This window comes from Micromonospora sp. NPDC005220, from assembly GCF_040607895.1.
Taxonomy (GTDB): Bacteria; Actinomycetota; Actinomycetes; order Mycobacteriales; family Micromonosporaceae; genus Micromonospora.
This window is the reverse complement of the sequence record NZ_JBEXHP010000125.1, coordinates 1-15,323: the sequence shown is the minus strand read 5'-3', so window position 1 is coordinate 15,323 and position 15,323 is coordinate 1. Positions and strand designations below refer to the sequence as shown.

The following is a 15,323-nucleotide window of genomic DNA, read 5'->3' as shown; positions in this document are numbered from 1 at the left end:
CGGGCGGGGACCCGGGGGTATACCCCCCCCCCACCCGCCCCCCCCCCCCCCCGCCGCCCGGCCCGGCGCAGTCGGTCCTACGCGTCGGTGGGCTTCGCCGTGGTGGGCTCGTCGAGCAGGTGGTCGCGGAGCGCGGCGAGCTGCTCGTCGGTCACCCCGGCGTGGCGCAGGTACGCCTCGACCGAGCCGTGGCCCGCACGCAGCTCGTCCAGGAAGATCTGCATCGCCTCGGCGGGTGAGGCCAGGAACGGCGCCGGCACGTCCACACCGCCCGGGGTGATGGAGGCCAACCAGGCGCTGTACCGCGCGGACGCCTCGCTGCTCAGCGCGTAGTCCGCGGTGATGTCCGCGTCGTCGACTCCGAGCACGGCGAGGGTCAGCGCGCAGACGATGCCGGTGCGGTCCTTGCCGGCGACGCAGTGCACCACCACCGGGGCGTTGGCGGAGTCAGCGATCAGCCCGACCGCCTCGGCCAGCCCGGCGCTGCCGGTCTGGGCCAGGTCGGCATACCGGTCCGCGAGGTATCGGGCCAGGCTCGCGCCCTCCACGTGCGGCGTACCCGCCCAGTCGTCGTGCTCCGGGTGGATGTGCCGGTAGGTCAGCCCCTGGTACGACGGCACCCGGCCGTCCCGCTCCACCTCGGTGGGGCGGCGCAGGTCGATGACGGTGCGGATGCCGATCGCGGCGAACGCGTCCTGGTCCTGCTCCGTGAGGCGGTGCAGCGAGTCGGAGCGGTAGAGCCGGCCTCGGCGTACGGCCCGGTCGTCGTGGCCGACATAGCCACCGACGTCGCGGAAGTTGAAGGTGGCGGGGAGCGAGAGCTGGCTGTTGTCCTCGGTGACGTCCACGTTCACACGGTAACGGCCGGTGGGGTCGCGCCCCACCGGCCGTCGGGTCGAACCGTCAGCGTGCCGTGCCGGGCGGAAGCGCGCCGTACGTCTCGTCGTAGTAGCCGCCCAGCTGATCCCGGTAGCTCGGGTCGCTGTGGCTGGTCTCGTCGTACTCCGGGGCGGCCTTGATCTGGTCCCGGGTCCGGTCGACGGAGACGGTGCGCTGGTCGTGGTCGACCTGGTTGACGGTCCCGGCCGGCAGCATCACCTTCTTGCCGAAGATCCAGGGGCCGGTGTCCACGACCAGGTAGCTGCCGCCCACCTCGTGGCTGGCGCTGTCGATTCTGCCAACTCCACCGTCGGTGGCCTCGACCTTGTAGCCGACCAGGTCGGCGTCGGCCACGCCGGCCTGGTCGCGGTAGCGCCAGGGGTCGAACGTGCCGGCCGGCGCGCCGCCGGGCACCAGGCCCTGGTCGCCGCCGCGTAGCGGGTCCGGCCCGGCGTGGGTGGCGTGCGGATCGATCCTGTCCATGCCGTTCACTCCTGACTGTCACCGATCAACTCATCTCTGCGCAGGAGCTACCCGGCCGTCGGGGGTCGGAAACGGCGAGCGGCCTCAGGCCAGCGCGGCCTCGGCGTCCAGGGTGACCGCCGCGGCGTGCACCACGGCGGAGATCCGCAGGGCGTCGTGCACCTGCTCCCGGGTGAAACCGCCGCCGCGCAGCGCCTTCTCGTGCGCCTCCAGGCACACATCGCAGCCGTTGATGGCCGACACGGCGAGGCACCAGAGCTTGAAGTCGCTTTTGTCCACTCCCGGCCTCGCGACGATCTGCATTCGCAGGCGGGCTGGCATCGAGGCGTACTGCTCGTCGCCGATGAGGTGCGTGGCCCGGTAGTAGATGTTGGTCATCGCCATGATCGCCGCGGCGCCCTTGGCCGCCTCGACCCCGTCCGGCCCGAGGTGCCCGAGCGCCTCGGCCGCGATCTCCCGCAGCACCACCGGGTTGCGGGCGGCCACCGCGCAGGCCAGCGCGGTGCCCCAGGTCTGCGCCGGGGTCAACGTCGAGGCGCCGATGGTGGAGCCCAGGTTGAGTCTGATGTCCCTGGCGTACTCCGGCAGCGCGGCCATGATCGCGTCCAGGCTCATGGTCGGCCCCCGGCGATCTCCGTCGGGCTGATGGAGGTGAAGTCCATCGGCCCGACGAAGACCAGACGCCACGTGCCCTCGTGGGACGTGTGGTTGATCGTCCTGGACGCGTTGTTGGCGCCCAGCGATACGCAGGCGGTGAGTCTGTGCTCAGGTAAGCGGTCACTGACGGTGAGCACAGGTCCTCCTTGCCGACGGCACGGTGGCCGTCATCGGATCCGTTCCAGATGCTTCCGCATGGCTGATTCCGCCGATGAGTGGCAGTGGTGGCTTGTGAAGCCGATCACGAGCGACGGCTCGGGGTGCGCGAACCCTCCGTCACCATCTCGCTATGTGGATTCTTCCTCCCATATTTGGCACAGGGTGGCAGAGTAGCCATCGTGACCAGCACCGCCCTGATTATTGCGACCTAGCGCGCCGGCTCTCCCTCCGCCGAGCGCGCAGACCTCCCGCATCCGCGGGAGGTCTTTTTGTTGCTCCGAGAAAGGATCCTGATGACGTTCCAGGTCTTCGACACCACGTTGCGCGACGGCGCCCAGCGCGAGGGGCTCACCTACTCGGTGGTCGACAAGCTGGCCGTGGCCCGGCTGCTCGACGAGTTCGGCGTCGGCTTCATCGAGGGCGGCTGGCCGGGCGCGGTGCCCAAGGACACCGAGTTCTTCCGTCGCGCCCGCACCGAGCTGGACCTGCGGCACGCCGTGCTCGTCGCGTTCGGTGCCACCCGCAAGGCCGGTGTTCCGGTCGCGGACGACCCCCAGGTGCGCGCCCTGCTGGACGCGCAGACCCCGGCGGTGGCCCTGGTCGCCAAGGCCGACACCCGGCACGTCGAGCGTGCGTTGCGCACCACCGGCGCGGAGAACCTGGCGATGATCCACGACACGGTCGACCACCTCGTCCGCGAGGGTCGGCGGGTCTTCGTCGACGGCGAACACTTCTTCGACGGCTACCGGCACGATCCCGCGTACGGGGCGGCGGTGGTGCAGACCGCGCTGGCCGCCGGGGCCGAGCGGATGGTGCTCTGCGACACCAACGGCGGCATGCTGCCGTCCCAGGTGACCGCCGTGATCCGCGACCTGACCGAGAGGCTGGGGATCGACGCCGGGCTGCTCGGTATGCACGCCCAGAACGACACCTCCTGCGCGGTGGCCAACACGATCGCCGCCGTGGAGGCGGGCGTCCGCCACGTGCAGGGCACCGCCAACGGGTACGGCGAACGCCCGGGTAACGCCGACATCTTCGCGGTCGTCGCCAACCTCGAACTCAAGCTGGGCATGCCCGTCCTACCGGAGGGCTGCCTGGCGCAGATGGTGCGGGTCTCGCACGCCATCGCCGAGATCGCCAACATCGCCCCCGACACCCACCAGGCGTACGCCGGGGCCGCTGCCTTCGCCCACAAGGCCGGGTTGCACGCGAGCGCGATCAAGGTCGACCCGTTGCTCTACAACCACGTGGACCCGTCGGTGGTGGGCAACGACATGCGGATCCTGGTCACCGAGATGGCCGGTCGGGCCAGCGTCGAGCTCAAGAGTCGTGAGCTCGGCCTGGACCTGGCCGGCAGCCCGGAGGCGCTGACCCGGGTCACCAAGCGGGTCAAGGAGTTGGAGGCGGGTGGCTGGTCCTTCGAGGCGGCCGACGCGTCCTTCGAGTTGCTGGTCCGCTCCGAACTGCCGGAGGGCAGCCCGGCCCGACCGTTCACCCTGGAGTCGTACCGCGTGTTGGTCGAGCACCGGGAGGACGGTGCGGTGGTCTCGGAGGCGACCGTCAAGATCCGGGTACGCGGTGAGCGGGTGATCGCCACCGCCGAGGGCAACGGCCCGGTCAACGCGCTCGACGAGGCGCTGCGGGTGGGGCTCGCGCAGCACTATCCCCAACTGCGCGACTTCGAGTTGGCCGACTACAAGGTGCGCATCCTGGAGGGCAGCCACGGCACCGGCGCGGTCACCCGGGTGCTGTTGGAAACCTCCGGCAGTGGCGGCCGTGACTGGACCACGGTCGGCGTCCACCCCAACGTGGTCGAGGCCAGCTGGCACGCCCTGGTGGACGCCCTCACCTACGGCCTGGCCCCCGCCCGCGTCTAACCCACCCCACCCCACCCCACCCCACCCCGTCCCCACCCCCGCACCCCCCACCCCGCCCGCGTCGATCATGCAGTTGTGGTGGTGTACGTATCGTGCTTCTGTGTCCAAAGCGCCCACCACAACTCCATGATCGACGCGGGCAGGGAGGGGTGGGCAGGGAGGGGTTAGGGGGTGGGGAGGGTGAGGGTGGCTTGGACCGGGCGGTGGTCGCTGTTGGGGAGGTTCAGCACCTCTACCGAGTGGACCGCTATGCGGCGGTCGACCAGGATGTGGTCGATGGTGACGGGTGGGATGAGGTCGCCGTCGTACGGACCCCAGGTGCCGGTCAGGCCCTCTCCGGCGGCGTCGGCGGCGTCGACGTAACCGGTGCGCAGCAGGGCCCGCAGTGGACTGTGGTCGAGGGTGGCGTTGAAGTCCCCGGCGAGGATCCGCAGGGCACCACCCGGGGTGGCCGCTGGTTGGGCGGTCAGGTCGGCACGCCAGGCGCTCACCTGGTCCAGCGCGTACGGCGCTGACGGGTGGGCCGACTCGACGCGGACCGGGGGCCCGCCGGGCACGGACACGGTCGCGTACACCTGGGTGAAGCCCCAACCGTTGAGGTTGCGCCGGACGCCGACGTCGGTGATCGGCCACCGCGAGTAGAGCCCGGAGCCGGCGGTGCCGATCTCCGGGTTGAGCTGCCGGTGCGGCAGCAGCGTGTCGAGGCCGAGCTGATCCAAAGCGGTCTGCGCGTCCGGCGTGAATTCCTGCACGGTGAGCACGTCGATCCTGTGTCGTCGGACCAGCTCCACAAGCGTCCGCGCGTCGCCGGCGCCGGCGAGCAGGTTGGCGGTGAGCAGCCGCACGGTCGGCCCGGCCGCCGCCGGCTGCGGGTTGGCCAGCGCCCGAGGCGCGACGGTGCTGAGCAACGCCACCGCCGCCAGGGCCGCGAGCGCCGCCGGCCACCAGCGCCGCAGGGCGAGCGCGAGGGCCAGGACCAGCACGCTGGCCCCCGCGATGTACGGCGTGAAGGCGAGCGCCTGCACCAACGGCCCCCGGTCCAGGCCGAGCAGCCGGATCGCGGCCCAGAGGGCTGTGGGTGCGGCGGCCAGCCAACAGAGCACCGTGCCGACATTTCGGTACGCGGAAGGAGCGTCGACGATCACGACGGTGATCATAGTTGGGTACGGCGAACTCATTTCATGAATGGTGATGCGCTCACATTTCACAATTACCTGACGGTTGGCTGACACCTCGAAAAAGCGAGATCAACTATTGACTGGCGGCTTTTTCCGGTGCTACGTTCCATCTGGTTCAAACGGCGTAACTCTGAGTAGTAAGCCCAGCTCAGATGGGGTGCAGATCGTTGAGTAATCAACCTCGTCGGGTGTAAGTGAGTCAGCCTTCCCGCACCCCCGTTGTCGTCGTACTCCTCATTATGGGCAGTCATCCGTCCCGCCCCGCGGGTCGGCCGAATTCGCACGGTCACACAAGGGGGACCTGTCATGAGTACTTTCTTCCGACGTAAGGCGGCGGCGGTCACATTCGCCGTCCTGGCGCTCAGCCTGGCCGGCGGGGGCGTCGCTCTCGCCCAGCCGTCCGCGAAGGCGCCGCAAGAGGCCGTCCAGCCGGCGGCACCCGACACGAGCAGTCAGCCGCCGGTCAGCGCCGAGTCGGCGCGCCAGGCCAAGGCCCTGCTGAAGGCGGGTGAGGTCACCCCGCTGGTGGCCACCGACTCCTTCACCGTCGTCAACGCCAACGGCACCAAGGCACGCGGCGACGGCACCGTGATCAAGTTCGGCCCCGGTCAGTACGAGGTGCGGTTCGGCTTCGTCGTCTCGGGCGGTGCCTTCGTGGCAACCCTCTCCCGGTCCGACTCCTGCTGCATCCCGCCGGCCGGCGAGGTCTCGGTCGCTCCGCGGCTGGGCACGCCCAACGGCGTCTTCATCCAGACCCGCAACTCGTTCGGCGTCCCGGCCGACCGGGGCTTCATCCTGCACACTCACACATTCTGACCGAACCGACACCCGACACCCGGCCCCCGTCGCCTACGGCGCGGGGGCCGGCCCCGGTCCGCTCGCTGTGCCGCGGTCAGCCCGTGCCCAGTCTTGATCCACTCGGTATCCGGTCGCCACCCATGAGGGCCCTCCTCGCCCTGTTCATGCCGGTCGGGTACCCCGTGGGCGGTCACCCGACTGTCGTGCCCTCCTCGACGGGCTCGCGATGGTCGTCACCCTTCCGCGCGGCTCATCCCCGTTCCGGCCACTCCAGGCCGGTCCGGGCCGCACAATCCGACGTTTGCCGGGCGTGTGCCCGGGAAGCAAGCACCGTGACGGACATCTCGGACACCCTGGCCAGCATGCCCAGCCCGGTCGATCCGGAGCCGACCGGCATCGAGCTGGAACAGACCCTCTTCGAGGTCAAACGTGTGATCGTCGGGCAGGACCGCCTCGTCGAACGCCTGCTCACCGCCCTGGTCGCCAATGGACACTGCCTCCTGGAGGGGGTGCCCGGCGTGGCCAAGACACTGGCCGCGCAGACCCTCGCGACAGTGGTCGGCGGCACCTTCTCCCGGATCCAGTTCACCCCGGACCTGGTGCCCTCCGACATCGTCGGCACCCGGATCTACCGGGCGTCCAAGGAAACCTTCGACATCGAGCTGGGCCCGATCATGGCCAACCTGGTGCTGGCCGACGAGATCAACCGGGCCCCGGCCAAGGTCCAGTCGGCGCTGCTGGAGGCGATGGCCGAACGGCAGGTCTCGATCGGCGGGCGCAGCTGGCCGGTCCCGGAACCGTTCCTGGTGCTGGCCACCCAGAACCCGATCGAATCCGAGGGGGTCTACCAGCTCCCGGAGGCGCAGCGCGACCGGTTCCTGATGAAGGTGGTGGTCGACTACCCCAGCGACGCCGACGAACTGGCCATCCTCTACCGGATGAGCACCGACCGGCCGAGCCCACGCCAGGTGCTCGACGCGCAACGGCTGCGAGACCTCCAGGCCCACGCCGAGCGGGTCTTCGTCCACCACGCGTTGGCCGAGTACGTGGTGCGGCTGATCCTCGCCACCCGCGACCCGGGTCGGTTCGGGCTGCCGGAGATCGCCCCGCTGCTGGCGTACGGGGCCAGCCCGCGGGCCACCCTGGGTCTGGTCGCGGCGGCCCGGGCACAGGCCCTGCTGCGGGGGCGGGAGTACGTGCTGCCCGAGGACGTCCGGGACCTGGCCGTCGACGTCCTCGCCCACCGGCTGGTGCTCTCCTTCGACGCGGTGGCCGACGGGGTGTCCGCCGAGAGCGTGGTACGCCGGCTGGTCGAGGCGGTGCCGCCGCCCCGGCTGGCCACCGGACACCCGCAGCAGGCACCGGACCTGGCGGCGGCATGAGACGCGCGACCGTCGCGCCCGCCGACCCCGGCCTGGCCGAGCTGGCCCCGGACCAGCGCCTGCGCCGCCTGGAGCTGACCGTCACGCGCCGACTGAACGGCCTGCTGCACGGCCAGTACCGCGGTCTGCTGCCCGGTCCGGGCAGTGAACCGTCCGGCAGTCGCGAGTACCGGCCGGGCGAGGACGAGGTCCGCCGGATGGACTGGGCGGTGACCGCCCGGACCGCCGTGCCACACGTCCGACAGGTCGACGCCGACCGGGAACTGACCACCTGGCTGCTCGTCGACGGCAGCGCCAGCATGGAGTTCGGCACCGCCGAGCTGGACAAACGGGAACTGGCGGTGGCCGCCGTCGCGGCGGTCGGTTTCCTGACCGCAGGCGTCGGCAACCGCCTCGGCGCCCAGGTGCTGCGCGCCGACGGGGTACGCCGCTTCCCGGCCCGCAGCGGGCGTACCCACCTGCTCGCCCTGCTCCGTGCGCTGCTCGCCGCCCCGCGGGCCACCGCGCCCGCCGACCGGCCGGGGCGCGGGCCGACCCCCCGGCCGCCCGACCTGGCCGACGGGCTCGACGGGCTGCACCGGGTCGCCAACCGGCGCGGGCTGGTGGTGGTGGTCTCCGACTTCCTCGACGGCCTGCCCGACGAACCCAGCCAGTCGGCGCCCTGGGAGCGCACCATGCGCCGGCTTGCCGTCCGGCACCAGGTGCTGGCGATCGAGGTGACCGACCCGCGTGAGCTGGAACTACCGGACGTCGGCCTGATCACGCTCGTCGACCCGGAGACCGGTCGGCACCGCGAGGTGTGCACATCGGACCGTGGGCTGCGCGAGCGGTACGCCGCCGCCGCGGCCGCCCAACGCGAACAGGTCCACCAGGCGTTGCGGCGCAGTGGCGCCACCCATCTGCCGCTGCGCACCGATGGGGACTGGAGCGCGGACATTGTCCGGCACGTACACGCCCAACGTCGGCTGGCCGCCGCGCCGGCCGGCCAGCCCCGGGGAGGTGCCGCGTGAACTGGGAGTCGCCGCTGCGACTCTGGCTGCTGCTCGGCGTGCTCGCCCTGGTCGTCGCGTACCTGGTGATGCAGCGGCGGCGCAGCCGGTACGCGGTCCGCTTCACCAACCTGCGGCTGCTGGACCGGGTGGCGCCGCAACGGCCCGCCTGGCGACGGCACGTACCGGCCGGGCTCTTCCTGGCCATGCTGGCGCTGCTCGTGGTCGGCTTCGCCCGTCCGAGCGCCGAGGTCCGGGTGCCCCGGGAACGGGCCACCGTGATGGTGGCGGTGGACGTCTCCACCTCGATGCTCGCCACCGACGTCGAACCCGACCGGCTGGCCGCGGCCAAGGAGGCGGCCCGGCGCTTCGTCCAGGGCCTGCCCGACGAGTTCAACGTGGGTCTCGTCGCATTCGCCGGCAGCGCCGCCGTGCTGGTGCCCCCGGGCACCGACCGGGGCGCCCTCGACGAGGGGATCGGTCGACTCGCCGAGGGGATCACCGGCGTGCAGGGCACCGCGATCGGCGAGGCCATCAACACCTCGCTCGGCGCGGTCAAGAGCCTGGACAGCGCAGCCGCGAAGGAACCGCCGCCGGCCCGGATCATCCTGCTCTCCGACGGCGCCAACACCTCCGGGATGGACCCGATGGAGGCGGCCGCGGAGGCGGTGGCGGCGGAGGTGCCGGTGCACTCGATCTCGTTCGGCACCCCGTCCGGGTTCGTCGACCGGGGTGGACGGCCCATCCAGGTGCCGGTGGACGGGCAGACCCTCAAGGCGGTCGCCGAGGAGACCGGCGGAATGTTCCACGAGGCCAGCACCACCGACGAGCTGCGCGCTGTCTACGACGACATCGGCAGCTCGGTCGGCTACCGCACCGAGCGGCAGGACGTCTCGGCCCGCTTCATCGGCCTCGGGCTGGTGTTCGCGATGGGCGCCGCCGCCGGCTCGATGCGCTGGTTCTCCCGACTGCCCTGACACCGCGCACAACCGACGTCGACCGTGAGGAGTACGCATGGCAGTGCAGACCGGACTGGGCGAACCGCGCGGTCCCTGGTTCATCTCGCCGGAACTCGACCCGGACGGGCGCGGGTGGTGGGACGCCCCCGAGCGCGACCCGGGCGGGCGACGGCCTGGGCGGCTGCTCGCCGTGCTGGCCGTGGTGGCGATCTCCGCCGTCTCCGGCGCGGTCGCCGGTGGCGTGGTGGCCAGCCGGGACGGGGCTGGAGGCCCAGCCGCCGCGTCCGCCGCCCCGGTGCCGGCCGAACTGGTCACCGCGGCCGAGCGGACCGTACCCGGGGTGGTGTCGGTGCTGGCCGGCGGCGCGACCAGCGGCTCCACGTCCGGCGGGTCCGCGACCGGCTCCGGCTTCGCCGTGGATGATCAGCAGCACCTGATCACCAACGACCACATCCTGGCCAAGGGGGGTGGCGGTCCGGTGACAGTGGAACTGCCCGACGGCCGGCGGTTCGCCGCCGAGGTGGTCGGACGGGAGCCCCGCAGCGACCTGGCGGTGCTGAAGGTTCCGGCATCGGCCGGTCTCACCCCGCTGCCCCTGGCCAAGCCGGGCGCGACCCGGGTCGGTGAGCCGGTGCTCGCGGTGGGTTCGCCACTCGGTCTGGCCGGCACGGTCACCGCCGGCATCGTCAGCGCGCTGAACCGGCAGGTGCGGCTGGGCAACAACCGGCACACGGCGGTGCAGACCGACGCGTCCATCAACCCCGGCAACTCCGGCGGGCCACTGGTCAACGCGCGCGGGGAGGTGGTCGGGGTGAACACCGCCATCGCCACCATCGACGGAAACGGGTCGATCGGCATCGGGTTCGCCATCCCAATCGAACAGGTGCAGCAGACCGCCGACACGATCATCGGCAAGGGTGGCTGAGCTGCTCGAACGCCCCTACCGGGGCTACCACTGTCAGATATCCGGCCGAATGGCATCGAACCATGGAAATATTACGGCCGGTATGGATACTGGCGGAGGTGGAGCGTCCTCTTCTTACGGTCCTCCTGCTGGTGGGCCTGGTCATCGGATGTGCAGTGGGGTCGGCGTACGCCCGGGCACGTCGCGGGTGGAACGACTACCAGACCGTCAAGAAGTCGGTGCCGGGCGCCCGTCGAGGCGCCTGGTCGCTGATCCGCGGCGTCGTCGTGAAGGCCGCGGTGATCGGGCTGCTGCTCTTCGGCGCGGTGGCGTACGCGGCAGTCGGCTCCGACGAGGAGTCCGCCGGACCGGCGCCCAGCCAGTCCCCAACCCAGAGTGAGCCTCCGCATCGATGACGCGCGGCAGGCCGTGGCGGGTTAGCCTCGGGGCGTGGACGACGGACTGCGGGTGACCGACCGGTGGGTCGTCCCCGCCGGGGAGTTGCGGGAGCGCTTCTCCCGCTCGTCGGGGCCTGGCGGGCAGGGCGTGAACACCGCGGACTCCCGGGTCGAGTTGAGCTACGACCTGGCCAACTCGCCGGCCGTGCCCGAGTGGTTGCGGTCGCGGGCGCTGGCTCGGTTGGCCAACCGGCTCGTCGACGGGGTGCTGACGATCGCCGCCAGCGAGCACCGGGCTCAACTGGCCAACCGGGAGGCGGCCCGGGAACGGATGACCGCGCTGCTGCGGGAGGCCGCCGCACCTCCACCACCGCCGCGCCGAGCAACCCGCCCGTCCCGTGGGGCCAAGGAACGTCGGCTGGCCGAGAAGAAACGCCAATCCCAGCGCAAACGGGACCGCCGCGCCGACGACGACTAGTGGCACCGCCGCGAAGCCGGCCCGACCAGCCTGGCGGTCCTGGCTCAGGCCGGGACGGCGGCGAGCAGCCGGTCGCGCAGCACCGCGGCCCGCTCGGCGAACGCGCGCTGCGCCGCCGCGTACTCCGCCCGGCCGTCCGGAGTCTCCACCCGCACCGGCGGGTAGCCGAGCGCCGCCAGGTCGTACGGGCTGGCCCGCATGTCCAGCGTGCGGATGTCCCGGGCCAGCTCGAACGCGTCGGCCACCAGCTCCGAGGGGGCCAACGGCGACAGCTTGTACGCCCACTTGTACAGATCCATGTTGGCGTGCAGGCAGCCCGGCTGCTCGTGTGCGTGCTGCGTCTCCCGGGTCGGGGTGAGCAGGTTCAACGGGCGGGCCGGCGGGGTGAAGAACCGGAACGCGTCGAAGTGGCTGCACCGCACGCCCCGCTCCTCGACGACCGCGGCGGTGCGCTCCGCGCTCAGCCGCAGCGGCCAGGCGTTGTGCCGCAACTCCTCCCGGGTCTGCCGGTAGACCATCGCCCACTCGTGCATGCCGAAGCAGCCGAAGTGCGGTGCCCGTCCACGCGTCGCCGTCAGCAGCGAACGGATCCAGGCGATCGACTCGCCGCGCCGCGCGCGTACCCCGTCGGTGTCGAGGGTGACCCCGGCGGTGCTGGCGCGGTAGTCGCGGCCGAACTCGGCCGGATCGGCGTCGCGCAGCTCGACCCCGGGCCCCGGATGCCAGCGACGCAGCTGGGCCGGGCGGTGCGAGTAGTAGGTGAACAGGAAGTCGGCCACCGGATGCCGCTCACCGCGTCGTCGCCGGGCCAGGTGCGGGGTCAGCCAGACATCCACCCGCTCCTCGTGGGCTCGACGGCGGGCCTGCCACTGCGCCACGTCGAGCACGGCGGGGGCGAGGGCGGCGGTCACGCACCCAGGGTACGACCGCCGCCCGCGCACCGGTCAGGGCATCTGCACCCGGACGCCGGCGGAGAACACCCCGCTGCGCAGCTCCAGCTGCTGGGGCGGGTCCCGCCCGTCGACGGTGAAGACCAGCGGGAGCACCATCCGGGTGCCCGCCGCCATCGGGGCGGCGAAGACGTCCCGACCCAGGTTCGCCGTCCGGGTGGCCGACTCGTCGGTGCTCACCCAGCGCCCGCCGGGCAGGTACGCCCGTTGCAGCTCGCTGTGCCAGGGCTGGTGGTCGCCGGTAACGTTGCGCACCCCCACGGTGGCCTCGCAGCGTCGGCCGTTGGCCGGCGCGGCGCCACCGCCGTCGGGCTTGCCCGCGGTGCCGGGTGCGCCACAGATCATCCGGTACACGGTGAACTCGAACGCCGACTCGCGCAGCGGCACGCCCAGTGACCCGGTGACCCCGGTGCCCATCCACGCGCCGCTGGTGGGCTGCTTCTGCGTGTCGATCGACGGGACCCGCCGGGTCGCTGTCCAACCCGCGGTGGCGACGACGCCGGCCAGCACCACGACGGCGGCGCCCACCAACATCCAGACCGGCGGGGTACGTCGACGGTGCACCGGGCTCGGCGCTGCCGGTCGCGGATAGATCGTCCCGCGGTCACCCTCGGCGCCGCCGCCGGTGGACAGCGCGGCGGCCGTCACCCGACGCCCGCGCCGACGCCGCCACACCCACACCCACACCAGGGCGGCGCTGATCACCAGCAGGACCGCCAGGCCGGCGAGCAGCACCGGGTAGCGGCGCCAGACCGGCGCCTCGGTCACCTTGGCCGCCGGTACCGCCGCCGTCTGCCAGGTGGCCGTGGCGCAGTCGTACGGCCGAGTGCCGTCGCTGGTGAACGCGCAGGTCGGCGCGGTCAGCGGCCGGCCCGGCGCGGTCGCGCCGAGCGCGGTGCCCAGCGTGGTGGTGCTGTGCGCGGGCAGCCGCAACCGCCAGGTCACCTCGCGTGTCGATCCGCCGGCCGGGGTGGACCGGCCACCACCGCTGATCGCGGTCGTCGTGGAGCCGGGCGGCAGTTCCTGACGCACTGTGGTGTCGAGCGGCGAGTTGCTCACGTTGCGTACCTGGATCCGGTATTTCGGTGCCGGGCTGCTCTCCGTCGCGACCGCCACCGTGACCTGTTGCGGGGGCGCCGACGCCGGTGCCCGGGACGGCGGTGCCATCGCCGGTGGCGCCGAGGGCGGGGTGGGCTCGGTCACCCGCGCCACCATCGCCACCGGTGGCCGGGTGGCCGCTGGGCCGACCGCGGACGCCTCCGGCGCCGCCGGCCGTGAGTCGCCGTGCCGTGGGTCGCCGTGCCGTGGGTCGCCGGGCCTTGGTGTGGCCGCGGACGGCGGCCGTTCTGTGGCGGCCGGTGGTCGCGCTGTGGCGGCCGTTGGTTGTGGCGTGGCGGCCGGTGGTTGTGGCGTGGCGGCCGGTGGTTGTGGCGTGGCGGCCGGTGGTTGTGGCGTGGCGGCCGGTGGTCGTGGCGTGGCCGCCGCCTCCGGAGCCGCCGCAGGCAGGGCCGGCACGGCGGCGAGGATGCCGAGGCAGTGCACGAACACTGCGAGGGCTCTGTGGTGTCGTGTCGATGCAGGCATACGAACGAACCTCCGGAGCCGACGCTAGGGGCGAGCCGCCTCCGTGCGGGTACGAAATCGGGAAGCCCGCCCCGGTCACCTCCTGCTCCGGTAGGGTGCCGCGCGCTGACGGGTTGAGCACACCCGACGGCCGGTCCTGGCCGGTCGGGGTGCCGACGGGGCTAGATTGGCCAGGTGCGTATCGCTCGTTTCGCCCATGCCAAGGGAATGTCGTTCGGTGCCGTCGAAGGCGAAGCGGGGGCCGGGCCGGAGGCCCTGACCATCGCCGAGATCGACGGCCACCCGTTCGGCAAGCTCGCCTTCAGTGGGGCCCGGTGGGCCCTCTCCGACGTTCGGCTGCTCTCGCCGATCCTGCCCAGCAAGGTGGTCTGTGTCGGTCGCAACTACGCCGACCACGCCGCCGAGCTCGGCAACGACGTGCCCAAGGAGCCGCTGCTCTTCCTCAAGCCGTCCACCTCGGTGATCGGCCCCCGCGACGCCATCCGACTGCCGATCTTCTCCCAGCAGGTCGAGCACGAGGCGGAGCTGGCGGTCGTGATCGGGGCGCCGGGCGCGCGCCGCGCCGACCGCGCCGCCGCCGAACGCGCCATCTTCGGCTACACCTGCGCCAACGACGTCACCGCCCGGGACCTCCAGCGTTCGGACGGGCAGTGGACCCGGGCCAAGGGTTTCGACTCGTTCTGCCCGATCGGCCCGTGGATCACCACCGGGCTGGACGTCTCCGACCTGGAGATCCGGTGTGAGGTGGGTCGCAACCCGGAGGAGATGGAGGTACGCCAGCTCGGCCGGACGAAGGACATGGTCTTCGACGTGCCCGGCCTGGTGTCGTACATCTCGCACGTGATGACTCTGCTGCCCGGCGACGTCGTTCTCACCGGCACTCCGGCCGGGGTTAGCCCGCTTGTCGAGGGGGATACGGTCACGGTGCGGATCGACGGCATCGGCGAACTCACCAACCCGGTGGTTCCCGTCGCCTGATCCGTCTGATGCCCCTGTTTCCGCAGCTCACAGGCGGTTCGGGGGGATCGGATTTGGCCTGCTGGCGCCGGGAGGGTAAAGTTCACTCCCGGCGCCGCAAGGGGCCAATGGGGTATGGGGTAATTGGCAGCCCGACTGATTCTGGTTCAGTTAGTCTAGGTTCGAGTCCTGGTACCCCAGCGCTGCTGGAATTCGCGAGAATTTCCAGACGCTGGATTCTGACGGAGTTCGACTCCGCCCCTCGGGGGGCGGAGGGTGGTCTTCGGTAGAGTGCAGCTCCTCCGCCGCCAAGGTGGGGGAGCAAAAGTTGTTCTGGCCCCGTCGTCTAGTGGCCCAGGACGCCGCCCTCTCAAGGCGGTAGCGCCGGTTCGAATCCGGTCGGGGCTACATTGTGCACAGCCCGTCTCACCTGGTGAGGCGGGCTGTTTTGTGCCCGCCACCGGGTCTGCTCGGGTCCGTTGCCGGGCTTGTGCCGGTCCCTTGCCGGGCGCACGGGCGACCCCGCACCCCGCGCTCGTGCCCGGGTGCGGTGCCGCTAGACTACAGTCGCACCGCCCGCGAGGGCGGTGAACAGAAAAGTTCTGGCCCCGTCGTCTAGTGGCCCAGGACGCCGCCCTCTCAAGGCGGTAGCGCCGGTTCGAATCCGGTCGGGGCTACAACGAAAAGGCCC

General features: G+C 71.9%; 16 protein-coding genes and 3 tRNA genes. 12 read left to right on the top strand and 7 right to left on the bottom strand.

Annotated elements, in window-relative coordinates:
• Nucleotides 1-77: 77 nt before the first annotated feature.
• The 4 genes from ABZU52_RS28345 to ABZU52_RS28330 form a co-directional block, all read right to left on the bottom strand.
• Entirely contained in the window at nt 78-848 is a 771-nt protein-coding gene (locus tag ABZU52_RS28345) for a tyrosine-protein phosphatase (RefSeq protein ID WP_354974020.1), read from the bottom strand.
• Nucleotides 849-903: 55 nt separating this feature from the next.
• Nucleotides 904-1,362, bottom strand: a complete 459-nt coding sequence (locus tag ABZU52_RS28340) for a PRC-barrel domain containing protein (RefSeq protein ID WP_354974019.1) — start codon at nt 1,360-1,362, stop codon at nt 904-906.
• Nucleotides 1,363-1,446: 84 nt separating this feature from the next.
• Nucleotides 1,447-1,977, bottom strand: a complete 531-nt coding sequence (locus ABZU52_RS28335; protein WP_354974018.1) for a carboxymuconolactone decarboxylase family protein — start codon at nt 1,975-1,977, stop codon at nt 1,447-1,449.
• Entirely contained in the window at nt 1,974-2,156 is a 183-nt protein-coding gene (locus ABZU52_RS28330; protein ID WP_354974017.1) for a hypothetical protein, read from the bottom strand. The genes ABZU52_RS28335 and ABZU52_RS28330 overlap by 4 nt, the downstream gene beginning before the upstream one ends.
• Nucleotides 2,157-2,471: 315 nt before the next feature.
• On the opposite strand from ABZU52_RS28330, the gene cimA reads away from it, so the two are divergent.
• Nucleotides 2,472-4,055, top strand: a complete 1,584-nt coding sequence (gene cimA / locus ABZU52_RS28325) for a citramalate synthase (RefSeq protein WP_354974016.1) — start codon at nt 2,472-2,474, stop codon at nt 4,053-4,055.
• Nucleotides 4,056-4,219: 164 nt separating this feature from the next.
• Here the strand turns inward: cimA and ABZU52_RS28320 are convergent, their stop codons facing one another.
• Nucleotides 4,220-5,212, bottom strand: a complete 993-nt coding sequence (locus tag ABZU52_RS28320; protein WP_354974021.1) for an endonuclease/exonuclease/phosphatase family protein — start codon at nt 5,210-5,212, stop codon at nt 4,220-4,222.
• A 327-nt stretch (nt 5,213-5,539) separates the two neighbouring features.
• Between ABZU52_RS28320 and ABZU52_RS28315 the strand changes: the two genes are divergently transcribed.
• The 7 genes from ABZU52_RS28315 to arfB all read left to right on the top strand — a co-directional run bounded on the left by ABZU52_RS28315 (nt 5,540) and on the right by arfB (nt 11,141).
• Entirely contained in the window at nt 5,540-6,049 is a 510-nt protein-coding gene (locus ABZU52_RS28315) for a hypothetical protein (RefSeq protein WP_354974015.1), read from the top strand.
• A gap of 314 nt (nt 6,050-6,363) precedes the next feature.
• The gene (locus ABZU52_RS28310; protein ID WP_354974014.1) at nt 6,364-7,413 is read left to right on the top strand and encodes a MoxR family ATPase; all 1,050 of its coding nucleotides are present in this window, start codon (nt 6,364-6,366) and stop codon (nt 7,411-7,413) included.
• On the top strand, nt 7,410-8,423 hold the full coding sequence (locus ABZU52_RS28305) for a DUF58 domain-containing protein (RefSeq protein ID WP_354974013.1): 1,014 nt from the start codon (nt 7,410-7,412) through the stop codon (nt 8,421-8,423). Before ABZU52_RS28310 ends, ABZU52_RS28305 begins: the two co-directional genes overlap by 4 nt.
• Entirely contained in the window at nt 8,420-9,379 is a 960-nt protein-coding gene (locus tag ABZU52_RS28300; RefSeq protein ID WP_354974012.1) for a VWA domain-containing protein, read from the top strand. The genes ABZU52_RS28305 and ABZU52_RS28300 overlap by 4 nt, the downstream gene beginning before the upstream one ends.
• Nucleotides 9,380-9,416: 37 nt before the next feature.
• Nucleotides 9,417-10,286, top strand: coding sequence for a trypsin-like peptidase domain-containing protein (locus ABZU52_RS28295; RefSeq protein WP_354974011.1), 870 nt, complete (start codon nt 9,417-9,419; stop codon nt 10,284-10,286).
• Nucleotides 10,287-10,384: 98 nt separating this feature from the next.
• Nucleotides 10,385-10,681: a hypothetical protein gene (locus ABZU52_RS28290; protein WP_354974010.1), complete on the top strand. Its 297-nt coding sequence runs from the start codon at nt 10,385-10,387 to the stop codon at nt 10,679-10,681.
• Nucleotides 10,682-10,715: 34 nt separating this feature from the next.
• Nucleotides 10,716-11,141, top strand: coding sequence for an alternative ribosome rescue aminoacyl-tRNA hydrolase ArfB (gene arfB / locus ABZU52_RS28285; protein ID WP_354974009.1), 426 nt, complete (start codon nt 10,716-10,718; stop codon nt 11,139-11,141).
• Between the two features lie 44 nt (nt 11,142-11,185).
• Here arfB and ABZU52_RS28280 read toward each other — a convergent pair whose 3' ends face one another.
• A complete protein-coding gene (locus tag ABZU52_RS28280) occupies nt 11,186-12,052 on the bottom strand; it encodes a 3-methyladenine DNA glycosylase (protein ID WP_354974008.1) in 867 nt (288 codons plus the stop codon).
• A gap of 33 nt (nt 12,053-12,085) precedes the next feature.
• Nucleotides 12,086-13,294 carry a hypothetical protein gene (locus ABZU52_RS28275; protein WP_354974007.1) on the bottom strand — a complete coding sequence of 403 codons (1,209 nt, stop codon included), beginning with the start codon at nt 13,292-13,294 and terminating at the stop codon, nt 12,086-12,088.
• A gap of 555 nt (nt 13,295-13,849) precedes the next feature.
• Here ABZU52_RS28275 and ABZU52_RS28270 point away from each other — a divergent pair.
• The 4 genes from ABZU52_RS28270 (at nt 13,850) to ABZU52_RS28255 (ending at nt 15,309) form a co-directional block, all read left to right on the top strand.
• Nucleotides 13,850-14,653 (top strand): fumarylacetoacetate hydrolase family protein, encoded by an 804-nt coding sequence (locus ABZU52_RS28270; protein ID WP_354974006.1) that lies wholly within the window; start codon nt 13,850-13,852, stop codon nt 14,651-14,653.
• A gap of 108 nt (nt 14,654-14,761) precedes the next feature.
• A tRNA-Gln gene (locus ABZU52_RS28265) sits at nt 14,762-14,833 on the top strand.
• A gap of 134 nt (nt 14,834-14,967) precedes the next feature.
• Nucleotides 14,968-15,040 (top strand) — tRNA-Glu (locus ABZU52_RS28260).
• Nucleotides 15,041-15,236: 196 nt separating this feature from the next.
• Nucleotides 15,237-15,309 (top strand) — tRNA-Glu (locus tag ABZU52_RS28255).
• Nucleotides 15,310-15,323: the final 14 nt, after the last annotated feature.

Coding starts and splice junctions, on each gene's coding strand:
- ABZU52_RS28335 (WP_354974018.1), bottom strand. CDS start 1,977: ATGAGCCTGGACGCGATCATGGCCGCGCTGCCGGAGTACGCCAGGGAC.
- ABZU52_RS28305 (WP_354974013.1), top strand. CDS start 7,410: ATGAGACGCGCGACCGTCGCGCCCGCCGACCCCGGCCTGGCCGAGCTG.
- ABZU52_RS28315 (WP_354974015.1), top strand. CDS start 5,540: ATGAGTACTTTCTTCCGACGTAAGGCGGCGGCGGTCACATTCGCCGTC.
- ABZU52_RS28340 (WP_354974019.1), bottom strand. CDS start 1,362: ATGGACAGGATCGATCCGCACGCCACCCACGCCGGGCCGGACCCGCTA.
- cimA (WP_354974016.1), top strand. CDS start 2,472: ATGACGTTCCAGGTCTTCGACACCACGTTGCGCGACGGCGCCCAGCGC.
- ABZU52_RS28320 (WP_354974021.1), bottom strand. CDS start 5,212: ATGATCACCGTCGTGATCGTCGACGCTCCTTCCGCGTACCGAAATGTC.
- ABZU52_RS28295 (WP_354974011.1), top strand. CDS start 9,417: ATGGCAGTGCAGACCGGACTGGGCGAACCGCGCGGTCCCTGGTTCATC.